Origin of the sequence: Pseudomonas sp. rhizo25, assembly GCF_031931935.1 — a bacterium.
GTDB lineage: Bacteria > Pseudomonadota > Gammaproteobacteria > Pseudomonadales > Pseudomonadaceae > Aquipseudomonas > Aquipseudomonas synxantha.
The window spans coordinates 94,074-112,869 of the sequence record NZ_JAUJXA010000008.1; the positions used below are offsets into that span (position 1 = coordinate 94,074).

The 18,796-nt window shown below is 62.1% G+C and carries 16 protein-coding genes, 1 pseudogene and 2 riboswitches; of the genes and pseudogenes, 12 read left to right on the forward strand and 5 right to left on the reverse strand.

The window, feature by feature from the left end:
• Positions 1-79 precede the first annotated feature (79 nt).
• The 3 genes from QZR30_RS18300 to nfuA all read left to right on the forward strand — a co-directional run bounded on the left by QZR30_RS18300 (position 80) and on the right by nfuA (position 4,126).
• Positions 80-2,371, forward strand: coding sequence for a fatty acid cis/trans isomerase (locus QZR30_RS18300; RefSeq protein ID WP_059397584.1), 2,292 nt, complete (start codon positions 80-82; stop codon positions 2,369-2,371).
• Between the two features lie 85 nt (positions 2,372-2,456).
• A complete protein-coding gene (locus tag QZR30_RS18305) occupies positions 2,457-3,482 on the forward strand; it encodes an acyltransferase family protein (RefSeq protein WP_311903835.1) in 1,026 nt (341 codons plus the stop codon).
• A gap of 59 nt (positions 3,483-3,541) precedes the next feature.
• On the forward strand, positions 3,542-4,126 hold the full coding sequence (gene nfuA / locus QZR30_RS18310) for a Fe-S biogenesis protein NfuA (RefSeq protein ID WP_003190728.1): 585 nt from the start codon (positions 3,542-3,544) through the stop codon (positions 4,124-4,126).
• A gap of 598 nt (positions 4,127-4,724) precedes the next feature.
• On the opposite strand, the gene cobM is transcribed toward nfuA, so the two are convergent.
• From cobM to QZR30_RS18330, 4 genes are all read right to left on the reverse strand, one after another.
• Positions 4,725-5,471 carry a precorrin-4 C(11)-methyltransferase gene (gene cobM, locus QZR30_RS18315; RefSeq protein ID WP_056846436.1) on the reverse strand — a complete coding sequence of 249 codons (747 nt, stop codon included), beginning with the start codon at positions 5,469-5,471 and terminating at the stop codon, positions 4,725-4,727.
• A 70-nt stretch (positions 5,472-5,541) separates the two neighbouring features.
• Positions 5,542-5,934: a cobalamin biosynthesis protein gene (locus QZR30_RS18320; protein ID WP_311903838.1), complete on the reverse strand. Its 393-nt coding sequence runs from the start codon at positions 5,932-5,934 to the stop codon at positions 5,542-5,544.
• The gene (locus QZR30_RS18325; RefSeq protein WP_046072338.1) at positions 5,931-6,632 is read right to left on the reverse strand and encodes a CbtA family protein; all 702 of its coding nucleotides are present in this window, start codon (positions 6,630-6,632) and stop codon (positions 5,931-5,933) included. The genes QZR30_RS18320 and QZR30_RS18325 overlap by 4 nt, the downstream gene beginning before the upstream one ends.
• 11 nt (positions 6,633-6,643) lie before the next feature.
• Complete coding sequence (locus tag QZR30_RS18330) at positions 6,644-6,832, reverse strand: CbtB domain-containing protein (protein ID WP_046072339.1); 189 nt, start codon at positions 6,830-6,832, stop codon at positions 6,644-6,646.
• Positions 6,833-6,929: 97 nt separating this feature from the next.
• A riboswitch (cobalamin riboswitch) is annotated at positions 6,930-7,143 on the reverse strand.
• A gap of 252 nt (positions 7,144-7,395) precedes the next feature.
• Here QZR30_RS18330 and QZR30_RS18335 point away from each other — a divergent pair.
• The 6 genes and pseudogenes from QZR30_RS18335 to QZR30_RS18360 form a co-directional block, all read left to right on the forward strand.
• Positions 7,396-7,689: pseudogene (locus QZR30_RS18335) on the forward strand (M10 family metallopeptidase C-terminal domain-containing protein); the annotation flags it as partial.
• A gap of 22 nt (positions 7,690-7,711) precedes the next feature.
• Positions 7,712-7,957 (forward strand): M10 family metallopeptidase C-terminal domain-containing protein, encoded by a 246-nt coding sequence (locus QZR30_RS18340; RefSeq protein ID WP_311903841.1) that lies wholly within the window; start codon positions 7,712-7,714, stop codon positions 7,955-7,957.
• Positions 7,958-8,080: 123 nt separating this feature from the next.
• Positions 8,081-8,280, forward strand: a riboswitch (cobalamin riboswitch).
• A gap of 93 nt (positions 8,281-8,373) precedes the next feature.
• Positions 8,374-9,435, forward strand: a complete 1,062-nt coding sequence (gene cobW, locus QZR30_RS18345) for a cobalamin biosynthesis protein CobW (protein ID WP_046072340.1) — start codon at positions 8,374-8,376, stop codon at positions 9,433-9,435.
• 2 nt (positions 9,436-9,437) lie between these two features.
• Positions 9,438-13,202, forward strand: a complete 3,765-nt coding sequence (gene cobN / locus QZR30_RS18350; RefSeq protein WP_274358415.1) for a cobaltochelatase subunit CobN — start codon at positions 9,438-9,440, stop codon at positions 13,200-13,202.
• The gene (locus QZR30_RS18355; protein ID WP_311903843.1) at positions 13,199-14,197 is read left to right on the forward strand and encodes an ATP-binding protein; all 999 of its coding nucleotides are present in this window, start codon (positions 13,199-13,201) and stop codon (positions 14,195-14,197) included. The genes cobN and QZR30_RS18355 overlap by 4 nt, the downstream gene beginning before the upstream one ends.
• A 53-nt stretch (positions 14,198-14,250) precedes the next feature.
• Entirely contained in the window at positions 14,251-14,853 is a 603-nt protein-coding gene (locus QZR30_RS18360) for a vWA domain-containing protein (RefSeq protein ID WP_311903933.1), read from the forward strand.
• Positions 14,854-14,966: 113 nt separating this feature from the next.
• Here QZR30_RS18360 and QZR30_RS18365 read toward each other — a convergent pair whose 3' ends face one another.
• The gene (locus tag QZR30_RS18365; RefSeq protein ID WP_311903845.1) at positions 14,967-15,914 is read right to left on the reverse strand and encodes a DUF1853 family protein; all 948 of its coding nucleotides are present in this window, start codon (positions 15,912-15,914) and stop codon (positions 14,967-14,969) included.
• A 146-nt stretch (positions 15,915-16,060) separates the two neighbouring features.
• Here QZR30_RS18365 and QZR30_RS18370 point away from each other — a divergent pair, with 146 nt between their 5' ends.
• From QZR30_RS18370 to QZR30_RS18380, 3 genes are read left to right on the forward strand one after another with little or no spacing between them, the layout of a single operon-like run.
• Positions 16,061-16,951, forward strand: coding sequence for an NAD(+) kinase (locus QZR30_RS18370; protein WP_003217892.1), 891 nt, complete (start codon positions 16,061-16,063; stop codon positions 16,949-16,951).
• Complete coding sequence (locus QZR30_RS18375; RefSeq protein ID WP_162252748.1) at positions 16,948-17,922, forward strand: metallophosphoesterase; 975 nt, start codon at positions 16,948-16,950, stop codon at positions 17,920-17,922. The genes QZR30_RS18370 and QZR30_RS18375 overlap by 4 nt, the downstream gene beginning before the upstream one ends.
• Positions 17,919-18,788 (forward strand): rhomboid family intramembrane serine protease, encoded by an 870-nt coding sequence (locus tag QZR30_RS18380; protein WP_046072345.1) that lies wholly within the window; start codon positions 17,919-17,921, stop codon positions 18,786-18,788. Before QZR30_RS18375 ends, QZR30_RS18380 begins: the two co-directional genes overlap by 4 nt.
• The last annotated feature ends 8 nt before the right edge of the window (positions 18,789-18,796 follow it).

The window sequence follows — 18,796 nt, forward strand, 5'->3', positions numbered from 1 at the left end:
ATCGTTCATGTTGAGGGCGGCCGTGGCCCGGTAGAATCGCCGGCACTTTTAGCGCACGCATTGAATCGGGACCGGATACATGTCACTTCGCTTTTTCACCAGCGCCTTCCTGGCACTGGTCGCCTGTACCGCCCAGGCACAAGGTCCCGCTGCGGCGATCTCCTATACCCGCGACATCCAGCCGATTTTCACCGAGAAGTGCGTGGCCTGCCATGCCTGCTACGACTCCGCTTGCCAGCTTAACCTGGGCAGTGCCGAGGGCGCGGCCCGTGGTGCGAGCAAGGTGCCGGTATACGACGGCGAGCGGAGCCGGGCGGCACCGACCACCCGCTTGTTCTACGACGCTTTCGGCCAACAGGCCTGGCAGCAGAAGGGCTTCTATTCGGTACTCGATGCCCAGGGCAGCCAGGCCGCGCTGATGGCACGCATGCTGGAGCTGGGGCACAACGCGCCGTTGCAGCCTAATGCCAAGCTGCCGGAAGACATCGTCCTGGGCCTGAACCGCGAAAACATGTGCGCGACGCCTGGCGAGTTCAACACCTACGCCGGCGCCCATCCCAAGGAAGGCATGCCGCTGGCCGTCACTGGCTTGTCCGACCAGCAATACCAGACCCTGCAACGCTGGCTGGCCTCCGGTGCACCGATTGACGAACAAGGCCTGGCACCCAGCGCCAAAGAGGCCCTGCAGGTGCAGCAATGGGAAAACCTGTTCAACCAGCCCGGTGCCCGGCAAAGCCTGGTGGCGCGCTGGTTGTACGAGCATCTGTTCCTGGCCCATATCCACTTTGAGAACGGCGAGCCGGGGCATTTCTTCCAATGGGTACGTTCACGTACGCCAAGCGGCCAGCCCATCGACCTGATCGCCACGCGCCGTCCCAATGATGATCCTGGTACCAAAGTCTATTACCGCCTGTGGCCGGTGCAGGGCGTGATCGTGCATAAAACCCACATCACTTACCCGTTCAGCCCGGCGAAAATGGCGCGGATCAAGGCGCTGTTCTATTCCGGTGACTGGCAAGCGAGTGCTTTGCCGGGCTACGGCCCCGGGCGCCGCGCCAACCCGTTCGAAACCTTCGAAGCCATCCCGGCCAAGGCTCGCTACCAGTTCATGCTGGATAACGCCGAATACTTCGTGCGCACTTTTATCCGCGGGCCGGTGTGTCGTGGGCAGATCGCCACGGATGTGATCCGCGATAACTTCTGGGCTCTGTTCCAGGACCCGGACCACGACCTCTACATCACCGATGCGCGCTATCGTGGGCAGACCACGCCATTGCTGGCGATGCCGGGACAGAACGATGACGTGGGCAGCGTGCTGAGCCTGTGGCTGGCCTATCGCGATAAGCGCAACCAATACGAAGCCTTGCGCCGTGACAGCTATGCAGACGTGCCGCCACCGAGTTGGTCGAGCCTGTGGGCGGGCAGTGACAATGCCTTGCTGAGCATCTTCCGTCATTTCGACAGCGCCTCGGTCACCAAAGGCCTGATCGGCGAGGTGCCGCAAACAATGTGGCTGTTCGATTACCCGCTGCTGGAGCGTACCTATTACCAGTTGGCGGTGAACTTCGACGTGTTTGGCAACGTGTCGCACCAGGCCCAGACGCGCCTGTACTTCGACTTGATCCGTAACGGCGCCGAGCAGAACTTCCTGCGCCTGATGCCGGCTGACAGCCGCGAGGACTTCCTTGATGACTGGTACCAGAACAGCGGCAAGCTCAAGCTGTGGCTGGACTATGAAGCCATTGATGACGACAAGCCCACGGGCTTGCATCTGGACGAGAAGGACCCCAAGCGCGACTTTGCCAACCAGCTGTTGGCGCGTTATGGCGCTTTGAATGCAAGCCCGGATCCGATCAACCGCTGCACGGGGGCCTATTGCTCGCGCAGCGCTATCGACCCAGGCCTGCAGGATGCCGAACAGGCGCTTAGCCGCCTGACGTCGCGGCCTGCGGCGGGGCTCAAGGTGATCGACCAGTTGCCCGAGGCCACGATGCTGCGCATCGAGACCACCAGCGGTCAGCGTGTGGTGTACAGCATGCTGCGCAACCGCGCCCACAGTAACGTCGCGTTCCTGCTCGGTGAGGCGTATCGCTACCAGCCGGGGTTGGACACGCTGACCATCTATCCCGGGGTGATGAGCAGTTATCCGAACTTCATGTTCAATATTCCGGCCCGGGAAGTGCCTGAATTTGTCGCACGCATGCAGCAGGCCCAGGATGCCAAGGGGTTTGAGCAGATTGTCGAGCGCTGGGGTGTGCGCCGCAGCCATCCGTTGTTCTGGCAGTATTTCCACGACTTGTCGCGGTACATTCATGAAACCACGCCGGTGGAAGAGGGCGTATTGGACATGAACCGCTATGAGAACCTATAACTACAGCTATTAATCCGGTCATTTCTCCACGCGGGGGCTGAAGCAGTCGGATATCTGTCGATAGGCTGGAAAAGGTACTCCGACGATGTTGATTTCAGTGCAAGCGCTACGGGCGCTGGCGGCGTGGTTGGTGTTCGGGCACCACTTCACGCAGGTGTTTTTTGAATTTGAGGTGCATAACCCCCTGGCTTATCTGTTTGCCGACAAAGGCGGCATCGGGGTGGACATATTCTTCGTCATCAGCGGCCTGGTGATTTTCCTCGCCACCGCAGATAAGGCGCTCACGCCGTGGCAATTCATGCTGATGCGTCTGGCGCGGATCGCTCCGGCGTATTGGTTCTATACGCTGCTCATGGCTGTGCTGGTTCTGACAGTGCCGTCGATGTTTCCCGATGTTGAGCTGGCGCTGGGCCATGTGCTGCTGTCGCTGCTGTTTATACCTGCTGAGAACCCAGGAGGGTATGGGGTCTATCCGCTGCTGGATGCTGGCTGGACCCTGAACTTCGAGATGCTCTTCTACGTTCTGTTTGCCGTGGCCTTGCTGGTTGGCCGTTCATATCGGTTGTGGGTGGTGGCAGGTTTGTTGTACCTGGTGTGCTGTGCCCTCAGTCCTGCCCTGGACCTGGCCAGCGGTTTTTACCATAACGACATCGTGCTTGAGTTTCTGATGGGTATCGTGATCGGCATGTTGTACCAGCGTGGCTGGTGCCGGGCCCGGGCGTGGCTGCCATTATCCGGGATTGCGGTAGCCCTGGCGGCGATCTATCACGGGGCAGATGTACCCCGTGCGCTTGAGTGGGGTGTGCCCAGCGCAATATTGGTTATCAGCTGTGTAACTCTGGAGCCTTACTTCCAAGGTTCGCGCATTTTGAAAATGCTCGGCGATTGCTCTTATTCGGTGTACCTGATCCACGTGCCGGTGCTGGCCGCCGGGCGATGGGTTGCTGAGCGAAACGCAATAGATCCCTACACAATCCTGCCGGTTTGCATCGTAGTGACGGCGCTGGGCGCATACGTCAGCTACCAATGGCTGGAGAAGGCAACCTATCGCCCGCTCAAGCGTTGGCTGGGTGTCGAGGATCAGGCAATTATTTCCCGACAAAAATACTAGGACTTTGTACCTCTGTAATGATTTGGCGTAAACTGCCGGCAAGCCTGTGAGGAGTTTCCATGACTGCCATAACCATTACCGACGCCGCCCATGATTACCTGGCTGACCTGCTGTCCAAGCAGAACACCCCGGGTATTGGTATCCGCGTCTTTATCACCCAGCCCGGTACCCAGTACGCCGAGACGTGCATCGCCTACTGCAAGCCGGGTGAAGAGAAACCTGAAGACACCGCCCTGGGGCTGAAAAGCTTCACCGCCTACATCGATGCCTTCAGCGAAGCCTTCCTTGATGACGCCGTGGTCGACTACGCCACCGATCGCATGGGCGGCCAGTTGACCATCAAGGCGCCCAACGCCAAGGTGCCGAACGTCAACGCTGATAGCCCGGTCAACGAGCGCATCAACTACTACCTGCAAACCGAGATCAACCCAGGGCTGGCCAGCCATGGCGGCCAGGTGAGCCTGATCGACGTAGTGGATGACGGTATCGCCGTATTGAAATTCGGCGGCGGCTGCCAGGGCTGCGGCCAGGCAGACGTGACCCTGCGCGAAGGCATCGAGCGCACTTTGCTTGAGCGCATTCCGGAGCTCAAGGGCGTACGTGACGTGACTGACCACACGCAGAAAGAAAATGCCTACTACTGAGTAAGGTGTTCACTGCGAAGAAAAAACGGCGCCCCGTGAGCGCCGTTTTTTGTGCTTAAAATTCAGGGGCTTATGATATCTATCTAATAATAAAGATTAAGTGTGGGAGGGGCTTGCCCCCGATGGCGGCCTGACGACCGATCGGGATGTTGTAGGTTGATCGAGTACATATCCGTTATTTAGGTAACGGCCACTATTGGTTCCGCTCTTACAGCGGGTCACTTTTGAAAAGCGCAAAAGTAACCAAAACGCTATTGCCCCACCACTCGGCACCTCGCCTAGGCTCGGTGTGCCCGTAATCCGACAGGGATTTGGGGGGCCGCCGCCACGCGCCATCCATGGCGCGGGGCGGCTAAACCGGCATCCCTGCCGGTTTACCCCCCAAATCCCTGTCGAATTCCGGCCAGCGTGGTTTAACGGGGCGCCTAGGATCAACAGCAGATCAAGATCAAGAGCGGCTCGCTGCGCATCGTGGTTACCGGTGACTGCTATGAAGTGTGTAGATACCTATGGCCATCGGGGGCAAGCCACCTCCCACATTTTATTGGTATTTATTCATTTAAATCAGTGCGTTGATTTAATTTTATAAAGTAAAAAATCAAGGTCGGTACAGGTGCGCATGTCCCGCCCGATACAGTGAAGACTCACTGAAAGTGTCATTGGCCAACACCCGGCCCACCACAATCAACGCCGTACGCCGGAACCCCTTGGCCGCGACCTTCTGGGCAATATCCGCCAAGGTGCCCACGGCCCAATCCTGATCCGGCCAGGTTGCACGGTGAACTACGGCAATCGGACAATCGGCGCCATAGTGAGGCAGCAGGTCGGCGACGATCTTCTCCAGGTGATTGACCCCCAGGTGAATCGCCATGGTCGTGCCGTGCCGGGCCAGGCTGTCGAAGCCCTCACCAGCGGGCATGCTGGTTTTATCCGCATAGCGAGTCAGGATCACGCTCTGGGCGATGTCCGGCAGGGTCAGCTCGGTTTCCAGCAGCGCCGCGCAAGCCGCTACCGCCGTGACCCCGGGAATGATCTGGAAGGGAATGCCCAGCTCACGCAAGTGACGGATCTGCTCGCCAATCGCCCCATACAGGCTTGGGTCGCCGGAGTGCACGCGTGCCACATCCTGGCCTTGTCCATGGGCGGTCGTGATCAAGTCGATGATCTGCTCCAGATGCAGTTCGGCGCTGTTGACCACCTGATGCGCCTGATGGCCTTCCAGCACCGCCGCAGGCACCAGCGAGCCCGCGTAGATGATCACCGGGCAACTACGGATCAGCCGCTGGCCCTTGACGGTGATCAGTTCCGGGTCACCGGGGCCTGCGCCGATGAAGTAGACGGTCATGGGAAATTCCTGTTGAAAAACGGGTGAGCATGAAGATTATTCATGATCGATAACGGCAATTATCGGGATTTTAACTGGCGCAGGCTAATGCAAAGGTGGCCTGGTTGGTTTTCCGGCGGGTAATCAGCAGGCGGGATGGGCAGCCCGAGAGGTGTTCGGCCAGGGCCAGGGCGGCACTTTCGGCGACGCCATAACAACCTGCATGGGCAAAAGCGACCGATGACTTATGGCTCAAGCGATGTTCATAACCTGCCAGTTGTTCGGCGTTGAAACACTGTAGCGGTAGGCCCAGAAGATGGGCGAGGGCCACCAAACCGGGCTCATCCTGTTTGCGATCAAGGCTCGCCAGGGCGCTGATACGCTGGCGTTCAATGCCGCCCTCGGCGAGGGCGGCGTCAAACAGGTCCAGAAGGGCGTGAACATCACAACCGCGCTGGCACCCCAGGCCGACCACCAGGATCATGCCGAGTATCGATCGTCGCGGTGGCGGCGGAATAACCAGGCGCTGATCAGGCCAAGGGCCAGCCAGAACGCCACGTTGGTCAATTGCGAGGCAATCTGGAATTGTGCCTCGAGAGCCTCCGGGGCCAGCATCGAGTGCACCTGCGGCTGCGGTGCGCCGATCACGTGGGGCACGGCAAGGATCGCCACGCCCAGCACTTTCAACAGCCAGTTGCGGCCGAACACGATCAGCGCAATACCGGCGGCGGTGGAGGCGGCGGTGCCTATCCACCAGCTCTGGCGCAGCGTCAGGTCAGCCGCAGCCGTGCCCGGCAATTCCGGTGGCAGGCCCAGGGTGGGTGCCAGCACGAAGGTTGCGTAACCCGCCAGGCCCCAGAGCAAGCCCTGGGCGGTGCGGGTCGGTGCGCGCAGGGTGTACAGGCCGGCCAGCATCAGTGCAAAACCGACGGCAACCACCAGGTTGCCACCGGTGGTGGAGAGCACCCGCTGCCAGCCATCTTCCGGCTCCCAGGCCTCGGCGTCGTGGGTGTGCGCAGCGGCGCCGGCATGCTCATGGGTGACTTCGGTGGTTGCCGGCGGCTTTTCATAGGTCTCCGCCTGCAAAATCAACGGTGCAACCCACAAGCTTTGCAGCAGTGTCAACAGTAGGGCGGCCAACAAGCCGGTGAACCCTGCGGTCTGGGCAATACGCTTGATCATATCGGCAGGTCTCAGTGGCACGGGAACGCGGCGCTGTGGCGGGTATCGTGGGCCGCGTTGTGCACTGCCTCGATATGGGAGAAACCGGCGAAATATACAAGGCACGCGCCGAGGATCGACGCACCGATTGCGGCGGTCAGGCGTTGGCTCAAGGTGGCAGTGCTGCTGGCGGAGTGCGAGGTGCTGGTGGTGATCGACATGGCGCGTCCCTATCAGGTGTCAGAGTGAAACGAGCGCATGCAAACCACGCGAGCCAGGCACGCAGGGTTCTGAACAGCGCCCGCCCACCGCGGGTTTGTTATCTGAATTTTTCGGGCCGGTCTCCGGGCTTGCGAGGGGCGGCTCTTGGAAGAGTTCCACCTGATAAGCGTCTCCTTCCCATGCACAGCACAGTGGATTTGACGCTTCGCTCGCTTACCGTTGCGGGGGCAGCACCGGACTTGCCATAGGTCTATGGCGCACCGGTTTCCCGTTTCACCCTGTGAAGGGCACCCGAAACAAGGTGTGTAGGAGAGCATGCGGCGAGCGCTTACGTCAAATGGCGGAATGCGCTGTCATGAGCTACTTCGATGCCGACTTAAGTGGTCAGAACCATCAAGGAAAGTACTCTGCTGCACCCTTGATGGGTGATATTGCGGGTGTCCAGCGGGTATATGGTGCCAATTATAGGACACGTAATTCAGACACCACCTACGGTTTTAACTCCAATTAGGGTCGAGACTATTATCAACTCGATCATCCCAGGGATACGGCAATATTCTGTGTGTGGGACGGTGGAGGTAACGACACGTTGGATTTTTCCAAATATCGCCAAAACCAGACTATCAACCTCAACGCTGAATCCTATTCCGATGTTGGAGGCTTGCGGGGGAATGTTTCTATTGCCAAAGGCGTTACGGTTGAAAACGCAATCGGCGGCTCTGGTCATGATGCGATCATCGGCAACGATGCGGACAATGTGCTCAAGGGGGCAGCGGGCGCCGATTGGCTGAGGGGGGCAGGGGGAGCGGATACCTTTGCTTATGACCACGCCAGCGATTCCACGTTGGAAAATCCTGACCTGATCATGGACTTTGTGAGTGGCACCGACAGAATCGACATCGGCCTTGTTGAAAAACGCCGGTATTGGCGCGTTGACGTTTGTAAGGCGGTTATCGGGCGAACCGGGTCAAGCTGTTCTAAGTTACAACCGCCACGCCAACCTGTCGAGGTTGGCTATCGATCTGACGGGCAACGGCCGTTTTGACTTTTTTCTCAAAAGCCACGGTCCGATAAATACACCCGACATCATCAGTAATGTTCCGGTTAAGTGGGCCTATTCCTAAAAAAGAAGCAGCATGCCAGCGGGTAGGGAGTAGCCGCTTCAACAGGCCGGCCGCTGCCTGAGTGGTTTCGGCGTTTCTCGAGGTCGGATGCGCGATCAACATTGACCCCTTCTCCCGCACTGCGTAGCCTTGCTCGCTCGAGGTTCTTCGGCCCAGGCCGAAGCTAAGAAGGGAACGCGGTCCAAGCCGCGGCTGCCCCCGCAACTGTGAAGGGTTCAGTTGACTGCCATGCCACTGCCGAGACGGCGGGAAGGCGCAGTCAGCGTTGGTCGCAAGACCTGTACGCCCCAAGCCAGGAGACCTGCCTCGTCACCGATTTTCCAATTCAACCGGGCGGGGTGATCCGGTGACGAAATCCGCTGCTGCGCGCCGCCGCAGGGCCTGTCGTCCCGTATGCCCGCCCCAAAGGGCATCCGATGAAAACACTGGCCAAACTCCCCGTCACCATCGTTACCGGCTTCCTTGGCTCGGGCAAGACCACCTTGTTGCGTCATATGCTCGACAACGCCCAGGGCCGTCGTATTGCGGTGATCGTCAACGAATTCGGCGAGCTGGGCATTGACGGTGAAATCCTCAAGCAGTGCTCTATCGGTTGTACCGAAGAAGAAGCCAATGGCCGCGTGTACGAACTGGCCAACGGTTGCCTGTGCTGCACCGTGCAGGAAGAGTTCTTCCCGGTGATGCGCGAACTGGTTGCCCGTCGCGGTGACCTTGACCATATCCTCATCGAAACCTCGGGCCTGGCCCTGCCAAAGCCGCTGGTGCAAGCCTTCCAGTGGCCGGAGATCCGCAGCGCCTGCACCGTCGACGCAGTGATCACCGTGGTCGACAGCCCAGCGGTGGCCGCCGGCACCTTCGCCGCGTTCCCGGATCAGGTCGACGCCCAGCGCAAACTCGACCCGAACCTGGACCACGAGTCGCCGTTGCATGAACTGTTCGCTGATCAACTGGCCAGCGCGGACCTGGTGATCCTCAACAAAGCCGACCTGATCAGCGCCGAAGACCTGGCCCGCGTGCGCCTGGAAGTCGCCGAGGAGCTGCCGCCAGCAGTGAAGGTCATCGAAGCCAGCAGCGGTCGCCTGCCGTTGGACGTGCTGATTGGCCTGGGCGCAGGCTCCGAGGAGCACATTGACGCTCGCCACAGCCATCACGATCATCATCATGAAGGTGAAGACGATCACGATCACGATGCCTTCGACTCCATCTCCATCGACCTGCCCCAAGCCGAAGAAGCGCTGCTGCTCGACGCCCTGGCTCAATTGGTGGTGCAGCACGGCATCCTGCGCGTCAAAGGTTTCGCCGCGATCCCGAACAAGCCGATGCGCCTGCTGATCCAGGGTGTGGGCACGCGCTTCGACAAACACTTCGACCGTGCCTGGGGGGCCGATGAAGCTCGTACCACGCGCCTGGTGCTGATCGGCCAGGAACTGGATGCCGCCGGCCTTGAAGCGCAATTGCGCGCTGCCCTCAGCGTTTAACCATGCACCTGCTCAGGACCCAACCCGGTGGTTTCGTCGCGGACGACAATATTGCCGACCTTGGCCAAACCCCTGCTGAACTGGTGATCCTGTGCAGCGGCGACTCCAGCCTGGCGCTGCTCGCCGAAGCGGCCCGGCAGTTGCCCGAGGATTACCCGAGCCTGCGCCTGGCCAACCCGATGCAGGTGCAGAACCACGCCTCGGTCGACCTGTACGTCGATGAGGTGTTGCGCCACGCCAAGGTCATCCTGATTTCCCTGCACGGCGGCATTGGTTATTGGCGCTACGGCATCGAGCGCCTGGTGGAGCTGGCCGAACGCGGCGTCACGCTGATTTTGGTGCCGGGGGATGACCGACCCGACCCGGAGCTCAGCGCCCTGAGCACTGTTGATGCCGAACAGCGCGAGCGCCTGTGGCATTTCCTGCGCCAGGGTGGCCTGGGTAATGCGCTGGATTTTTACCATTGCCTTGCCAGCGCCCATCTGGGCCGCGACTATCTCTGGGCCGAGCCGCAAACCTTGCCGCGTACGGCGATCTATCACCCCAATACAGCCAATGCCCGCCTCAATGACTGGCAGGTAGATTGGCGCCCCGACTTCCCTGTGGCTGCGGTGCTGTTCTACCGCTCCCACTTGCAGGCGGCCAATACCGGTTTCATCGATGTGTTTTGCCAGCGCTTGCAGGCGGCGGGCCTCAATCCGCTGCCTATCGCGGTGGCCAGCTTGAAAGAACCCGGTTGCCTTGCGGTGGTCGAGGACCTGCTGGACGACGTGCAAGCCGCCGTGATCCTCAACACCACCGGCTTTGCCCAGTCCAGCCCCGAAGCCCCGCACCTGCGCCCATTTCGCCGCGATATCCCGGTGATCCAGGCGATCTGCGCCCAGGACAACCAACCCGGCTGGCAGGCCAGTGAGCAAGGGCTCGGCCCTCGTGACCTGGCGATGCATATTGCCTTGCCGGAGCTGGATGGGCGCATCATCAGCCGGCCGATCAGCTTCAAGGACCTTGCCTGGCGCAGCGAACGCAGCCAGTCGGACGTGGTGTGCTACCGCGCAGCGCCCGAACGCATGGATTTTGTCGCTGAACTGGCGCGGCGCTGGGTTGACCTGGCCCGGGTGCCCAATGCCGACAAGCGCATTGCCCTGATCCTCGCCAACTACCCCACCCGTGACGGTCGTATTGGCAATGGTGTCGGCTTGGACACCCCGGCGGCCGCGCTGAATATCCTGCGCGCCTTGCAAGCTGAAGGCTACCCGGTGGCGGAAGTGCTTCCCGACAGTGGCACCGCACTGATCCATGCGCTGCTCGGGGGTGTCACCAATGACCTCGACAGCCTCGACCTGCGCCCGTGCCATCAAAGCCTGGGCCTGGAGGATTACCAGGCGATGTTCGAGCGCCTGCCGGACTCTAATCGCCAGGCCGTACTGGAACGTTGGGGCGCGCCACAAAACGACCCCATGTTTCGCGACGGCCGCATGATGATCGCCGGCTTGCGCCTGGGCCTGACCTTCGTCGGCATCCAGCCGGCCCGGGGTTACCAGGTGGACGCCAGCGCCGTGTACCACGACCCGGACCTGGTGCCGCCCCATGGCTACCTGGCGTTTTACTTCTGGTTGCGCCACACCTACGGTGCCCATGGCGTGATCCATGTGGGCAAGCACGGCAACCTGGAATGGCTGCCGGGCAAAGGCGTGGGCCTTTCGGAAAACTGCTGGCCGGATGCATTGCTCGGGCCACTACCGAACATCTACCCGTTTATCGTCAACGACCCGGGCGAGGGTGCCCAGGCCAAGCGGCGTACCCAGGCGGTGATCATCGACCACCTGATGCCACCGCTGACCCGCGCCGAAACCTACGGCCCGTTGCGTAACCTGGAGCTGTTGGCCGACGAGTACTACGAGGCGCAATTGCTCGACCCGCGCCGCGCCCTTGAGCTGCAAAAAGACATTCTCAAGCTGGTGCGCGAAACCCGCATCGACCAGGAGCTGGAGCTGGACAGCGAGGCTGACGCCGACATCTGGCTGCCGCGCCTGGACACCTACCTGTGTGACTTGAAGGAATCGCAGATCCGCGACGGTCTGCATGTTTTTGGCGAATCACCCGAGGGCCGCTTGCGCATCGACACCTTGCTGGCCTTGTTGCGAATTCCCCGTGGCGACGGCCGTGGCCCGCAATCGAGCCTGCTGCGGGTACTGGCCAAGGCATTCGACCTGGGCTTTGATCCGCTCGATTGCGCCTTGGCCGAGCCCTGGACGGGACGGCGTCCGCCCGTGTTGCAGAAGATCGACGGGCAGTTATGGCGCACCGCCGGCGATACCCGCGAACGCCTGGAGTTTTACGCAGCACGCCTGATCGAGCAGGCGCTGGAAGGTCCCCTCGAGCAGTTGGAAGAGCCCGGCTGGCAGGACGTGAAGTCGGTGATAGAAAGCCTGCGTATCTTGGTAGCGCCACGCCTGGACGCCTGTGGCCCAGCGGAGATGCGCGGCTTGCTGGATGCCCTGGGCGGGCGGTTTGTACCGGCAGGGCCCAGCGGTGCGCCCAGTCGCGGTCGCCTGGATGTACTGCCGACGGGGCGTAACTTCTTCACTGTGGATGTACGCAACCTGCCGACCACCACGGCCTGGCGCATCGGTTTCCAGTCGGCCAATCTGATTCTTGAGCGACATCTACAAGATCACGGCGACCACCTGCGCCAGCTTGGCTTGTCGGTGTGGGGCACGGCCACCATGCGCACGGGTGGCGACGATATCGCCCAGGCCATGGCGCTGATGGGCGTGCGCCCGGTATGGGCCACCGGCAGCCAGCGGGTGGATGATTTTGAAATACTGCCGATCAGCCTGCTGGACCGCCCGCGTGTCGACGTGACCCTGCGCGTGTCCGGGTTCTTCCGCGATGCCTTCGCCAACCTGATCCGTTTGTTCGATGCGGCGGTGCAGGCGGTAGCGGCCCTCGACGAACCGGATGACATGAACCCGCTGGCCGCCAAGGTGCGCAGCGAGCGCCAGGCGCTGCTGGCGTCGGGCCTGGACTTAGAGGCTGCGGCGAAGCAGGCCGGCTGGCGCATCTTCGGCGCCAAGCCCGGTGCCTATGGCGCGGGTGTGCAGGGCGCGATTGACGGACGCCTGTGGCAGAGCCGTGAAGACTTGGCTGAGATCTACCTGAACTGGGGCGGTTATGCCTACGGTGGGTCCGACGAGGGCACCGCCGCCCGCGGACAATTTGCCCAGCGCTTGAGCCAGGTGCAGGCGGTATTGCAGAACCAGGACAATCGCGAGCATGACCTGCTCGACTCCAATGACTACTACCAATTCCAGGGCGGCATGCTTGCCGCCGTGGAAACCCTGAGCGGTGACAAGGCCGCCAGCTATCATGGTGACCATAGCCAGCCGGACCTGCCCAGAATCCGTACCTTGAAGGAAGAGCTGAACCGGGTTATCCGCGCCCGCGCCGCCAACCCCAAGTGGATCGAAGGCGTAAAGCGCCATGGCTATAAAGGCGCGTTCGAGATGGCCGCGACCGTGGACAACCTGTTCGCTTTCGACGCCACCACCGCGCTGATCGACGATCATCAATACGCGCTGCTGGCCGATGCCTACCTGCTCGACCCTGACACCCGCGCCTTTGTGCAGCAACACAACCCCGACGCCCTGCGGGACATGACCGAGCGTATGCTCGAAGCCCAGCAGCGGGGCATGTGGCAGGAGCCGGGGGCGTATCGCGAGGCGTTGGAAAACCTGTTGCTGGATATAGAAGAAGACAGCCGATGACTGAGACTCCCCATTTCCCGCTGTCCGCCGTGGTCGGCGCCGACGAGCTGAAACTGGCGCTGTGCCTGACTGCCATCGACCCGAGGATAGGCGGCGTGCTGATCGAAGGGCCGCGGGGCATGGCCAAGTCGACCCTGGCCCGTGGCCTGGCGGACCTGCTGGCCAGCGGGCAGTTCGTCACCTTGCCTTTGGGCGCGACCGAGGAGCGGCTGGTCGGCACCTTGGACCTGGATGCAGCACTGGGCGAAGGCCGTGCGCAGTTTTCCCCCGGCGTGTTGGCCAAGGCGGATGGCGGTGTGCTGTATGTGGATGAGGTCAACCTGTTGGCAGACCACTTGGTGGACCTGCTGCTGGACGTGGCCGCCAGCGGCACCAACCTGATCGAACGTGACGGCATTTCCCATCGCCATTCGGCGCGCTTTGTGCTGATCGGCACCATGAACCCGGAGGAGGGTGAGTTGCGCCCGCAACTGCTCGACCGCTTCGGCTTTAATGTGGCGCTGAGCGGGCAGACCTTGCCTGCCGAGCGCGGGCAGATCATCCGTCGTCGCCTGGATTTCGACACCGATCCAGCCGCGTTCTGCGCGCAGTGGGCTGAACCTCAGGCCGCCTTGCGCGAGCGCTGCACCCAGGCGCGGGCACGGCTCGACAGCATCCCGCTGGATGACCTGGCATTGGCCCGGATCACCGAACGCTGCTTTGCTGAAGGCGTCGATGGCCTGCGCGCTGACCTGGTCTGGCTGCGTGGCGCCCGGGCTCATGCGGCTTGGCGTGGCGCGTCAGTCATCGCCGAAGAAGACATAGATGCAGTGGCCGAGTTTGCCTTGCGCCATCGCCGTCAGCCGCAAACGCCACCGGCCGCGCCGCCGAATGAAGGGCAATCGTCGAAGCCGTCTGAGACCTCCCCTGGCCAGGGCCAATGGGGCGATATGCCCGCACCGGCCTTGCCCACCGGCGCACGCCGCGATGTGCCGGCCTGGCCAAAAAAGCCCTAGGCATCCGCCCCCGACCTGACGCGGGGGCGGATGCCCGGCCCCAGGCGGGCAGACTGGACAACGGCAGGCAGGGCAAGGCGCGCAGCGCACAGCAGGGCACGATCAATTGGCCGGGCACCTTGCTTGGCGGCCGGCCGCAATGTCGGGAAGATGTGCTGTTCTACCTGCGTAGCCGTTCGGCGCCTGAATTATGGTTGGTGATCGTCGATGCCTCGGCGTCGACTCGGCGCCATCGCGCGTTGACCGATGCCAAGGGGTTGTTGGCCCAGCTGTTTGACGATGCTTACCGGCAACGGGCGCGCATGGCATTGCTGACGGCGAGCGGCGCATCGCCGAAGTGGCAGGTGCAAGGCCTGAAGGCTGCCAAAGGCCTGGCGGGCTGGCTGGATCAGCTCGGTGCCGGCGGCGGCACGCCATTGCTGGCGGCACTGGCCGAGGCCGGGGAGTGGCTCGCGGCGCGGCGCAAGCGCTATCCGGTGGAGCAACAGAAGTTGCTGGTGGTGACCGATGGGCGGCTCAAGGCGATTGACGCGTTACCGCGATTGGAGTGCCCGGGAGTGCTGGTCGATATTGAGCGCGGGCCGATCAGGTTGGGGCGGGCTCAAGAGCTGGCGATGGGGTTGCAGTTGGAGTATCGGCATATCGATGGTTTGTAGTGCCTTGGCCATCGCCATCGGGAGCAAGCCCCCTCCCACAGGGGAATGAGGTGTGCTCAAAATGTGGGAGGGGGCTTGCCCCCGATGAGGCCTTTAAATACACCACAGCTTCATCAGCCCGCCCCCGGCACATTCGGCCAAAGATCCGCCACCAGAAACAACCGCTCCGCTTCCTCCCACTCCTCACCGCTCTGCACCATCCGCACCAGCAACTGCGCCGGCGCCATCGGGTCCAGGTCCGCCAGCCAGCCTTGCATCTGTTCTTCACTCCATACTTCACCCGCCGGGTAATGCGCCGGTGCCAGCCAGGCATGGCGGGGTAAGGGCTGCCAGCGGCCGGGCGGGGTGGTGCTGACAAAGTCCCGCCAGTCGCGTTGATGCAGCCAGCGCCCGCGCAAATGCTGCGGGTGAGCGCCAAGGGGGGATTGCGCCGCGCCGGGCCAGGGGTAGAGCAGATAACCGCCCAGCCACAAATGCGCATCGAACTGTTGGATGTCCAGCGCCGCCAAGGCTTCGCGACTTTCTGCCCGCGCCGAGATCGGCAGTTGGTGCTGGGCCAGGTGAGCCAGCTTGCGGTCCAGTCGGTCATGACACCCCGGGCCGAGCCACTGCGCGGTATCCTGGCCATCGCCGTCCTGAGGGCCCAGGTAGAGCTTGATCGCCAGTTCCAGGTGGTGCACGCCATCGCGGTCGCGCAGCAGCATGTCCAGCTCGCCCAGGGTATGCCCGGCGCGCCGGATCGGCAGGTTGGCGGCCAGCAATTCCACGCCCGGCGCATGTTGCACCGCGAACTGCCACAGGCGTTCGTAATAGAGGCCCAGGCGCCGCGTGCGTGACAGGCTCAGCCACTGCTGCAAGGCACTGCTGTCGCGGTCCAGGTCACGCAGCCAGGCTTCGAGCAAGTGGGGCGCCTGTACCCAGTCACTGCCGGCCAACGGATGGCGCTGCGGCCATGGCGTCTGCGCGAGCATCGGCGGGGCGAGTATCACCCACGCCAGGTCGCGCACCTCGGGGTGGCGCAATTGACGGGGCAGGGCGTGCAAGTCAGGGAACACTGTCATGGTCCGAGCATAGCCTTTTCAGACGTGCGTAAGGTGCCTGAGAACCATTGTCATCAAGGCTCTGCGGCGACAAAGGATTTTGCCTGAGACGGCCTTTCGCCCATAATCGTTCTTTTTGGTCGCACCCCACACCCCGCAGGAGCCCCATGGAGCAATTTCGCAATATCGGCATTATCGGTCGCCTGGGCAGTACCCAGGTGTTGGACACCGTCCGCCGACTGAAGAAGTTTCTGCTCGAGCGCCACCTGCATGTGATCCTCGAAGACACCATCGCTGAAATCCTCCCAGGCCATGGCCTGCAAACCTCGTCGCGCAAGATGCTCGGCGAAGTCTGCGACATGGTCATTGTGGTCGGCGGCGATGGCAGCCTGCTCGGCGCCGCGCGTGCGCTGGCGCGGCATAACGTGCCGGTGCTGGGGATCAACCGCGGCAGCCTGGGGTTTCTGACCGATATCCGCCCCGATGAGTTGGAAGTCGAAGTGGCCAAGGTGCTCGACGGCCATTACCTGGTGGAGAACCGCTTCCTGCTGCAAGCCGAAGTGCGCCGCCACGGCGAGGCCATTGGCCAGGGCGATGCCCTCAACGATGTAGTGCTGCACCCGGGCAAGTCCACGCGGATGATCGAATTCGAGTTGTACATCGACGGCCAGTTCGTGTGCAGCCAGAAGGCCGACGGCCTGATCGTCGCCACCCCCACCGGGTCGACTGCCTACGCGCTGTCGGCTGGCGGTCCGATCATGCATCCCAAGCTCGATGCCATTGTGATCGTGCCGATGTACCCCCATATGTTGTCCAGCAGACCGATTGTGGTCGATGGCAACAGTGAGTTGAAAATCGTGGTGTCCAAAGACATGCAGATTTACCCGCAAGTCTCCTGCGACGGGCAGAACCATTTCACCTGCGCCCCCGGTGACACCATCACCGTGAGCAAAAAGGCACAGAAGTTGCGCTTGATCCACCCGCTGGATCACAACTACTACGAAGTGTGCCGTACCAAGCTGGGCTGGGGCAGCCGCTTGGGGGGTGGAGGCGACTGATGCTCGATCCCGCGCGTAGTTATGACCTGATTGGTGACGTGCACGGTTGCGCTCATACCCTTGAGCACTTGCTCGACCAATTGGGGTACCACAAGCAGGGCGGCACCTGGCGCCACCCGTCACGCATGGCGGTGTTCCTCGGCGATATCATCGACCGTGGCCCGCGCATCCGCGAGGCGCTGCATATCGTTCACGATATGACCGAGGCCGGCCAGGCGCTGTGCATCATGGGCAATCATGAGTTCAACGCGCTGGGCTGGACCACGCCGGCGCCGCCTGGCAGCGGCAAGCAGTTCGTGCGAGAGCACAACCCACGGCATGCGCGCTTGATCCAAGAGACCCTGACCCAATTCGAACACCACCCGGCCGACTGGCACGACTTCCTCGGCTGGTTCTACGACATGCCGCTGTTTGTCGATGCCGGGCGTTTCCGCGTGGTGCACGCGTGCTGGGACGAGGGCTTTATCCAGCCGCTGCGCGCGACCTTCCCGGATGGCTGTATCGACCAGCACTTCCTGCAGGCCGCCGCCGTGCCGGGCAGTTTTGCCTGCAACGCCTTCGACCGGCTGCTGCGCGGCACCGATATGCGCTTGCCCGACGGCTTGACCCTGACCGGTGGCGATGGCCTGACGCGCTCGTTTTTTCGCACCAAGTTCTGGGAAGACGACCCCAAGACCTACGGCGACATCGTGTTCCAGCCCGACGCCTTGCCAGAGCCGGTGGCGCGCACGCCGTTGTCTTCCAAGCAAAAGAATTCGTTGCTGCGCTACGGCGTCGATGAACCGCTGTTGTTCGTCGGCCACTACTGGCGCAGCGGCAAACCGGCGCCGATCCGCCCGAACCTGGCCTGCCTGGACTACAGCGCGGTGCTGTACGGCAAGCTGGTCGCGTATCGACTGGATCAGGAAACCCAGCTGGATCCACGTAAATTCGTATGGGTCGACGTTGAGCGACCAGAGGCCATTCCATGAGTACCGTAGCTGTATTGCGCTTGCCCCTGAGCGTCGACCTGGGTGGTTTCGTCAAGTTGCTGCAACGCATGCAAGTGCCCCATCGCGTCAGTGAAGAGGCGGGCGAGCAAGTGTTGTGGGTGCCCGAAACCATCAGTGATGACGTGCGCGTGTTGTATCAGCGTTTCCCTGCCGGCGACCCGGACCAGCAGTTGGATATTCCCGAACAGGCACCGGTTGCTCGGCCAAGCTTTGTCCAGCAAGTGCGCCATAGCCCGGTCACCGCGCTGGTGCTGCTGGCCAGCCTTATCGTTGGTGCCGTGACCCTGCTCGGCGAAAACCTGCAAGCCATGGCCTGGCTGACCTTCCTGCCGTTCCGGGTGCTGGGCGAGTACATCCAGTTCACGCCGCTCGCCGACACGCTGGCTTCGGGGCAGTGGTGGCGCCTGGTCACGCCGATGCTGATTCACTTCGGCATCCTGCACCTGGCCATGAACGGCATGTGGTACTGGGAGCTGGGCCGGCGCATTGAAGCCCGCCAGGGCAGTATCAACCTGCTGGGCCTGACCCTGTTGTTCAGCCTGGTCTCCAACTACGCTCAATATGCCTATGGCGGGCCCGGCCTGTTTGGCGGTTTGTCCGGCGTGCTGTATGGCCTGCTCGGGCATTGCTGGATCTTTCAATTATTGTCACCCAACCCGGCCTATCGCCTGCCCCGTGGGGTACTGGTGATGATGCTGGTGTGGCTGCTGCTTTGCCTGTCGGGGCTGGTCTCGATGATCGGCTTCGGCGAAATCGCCAACGCGGCCCATGTGGGCGGCTTGGTCATCGGTTGCTTGACGGGTTTGCTCGGCGGTTTGTACAACCGTCGCAAAGCGTCTATTTGATAAGGAAG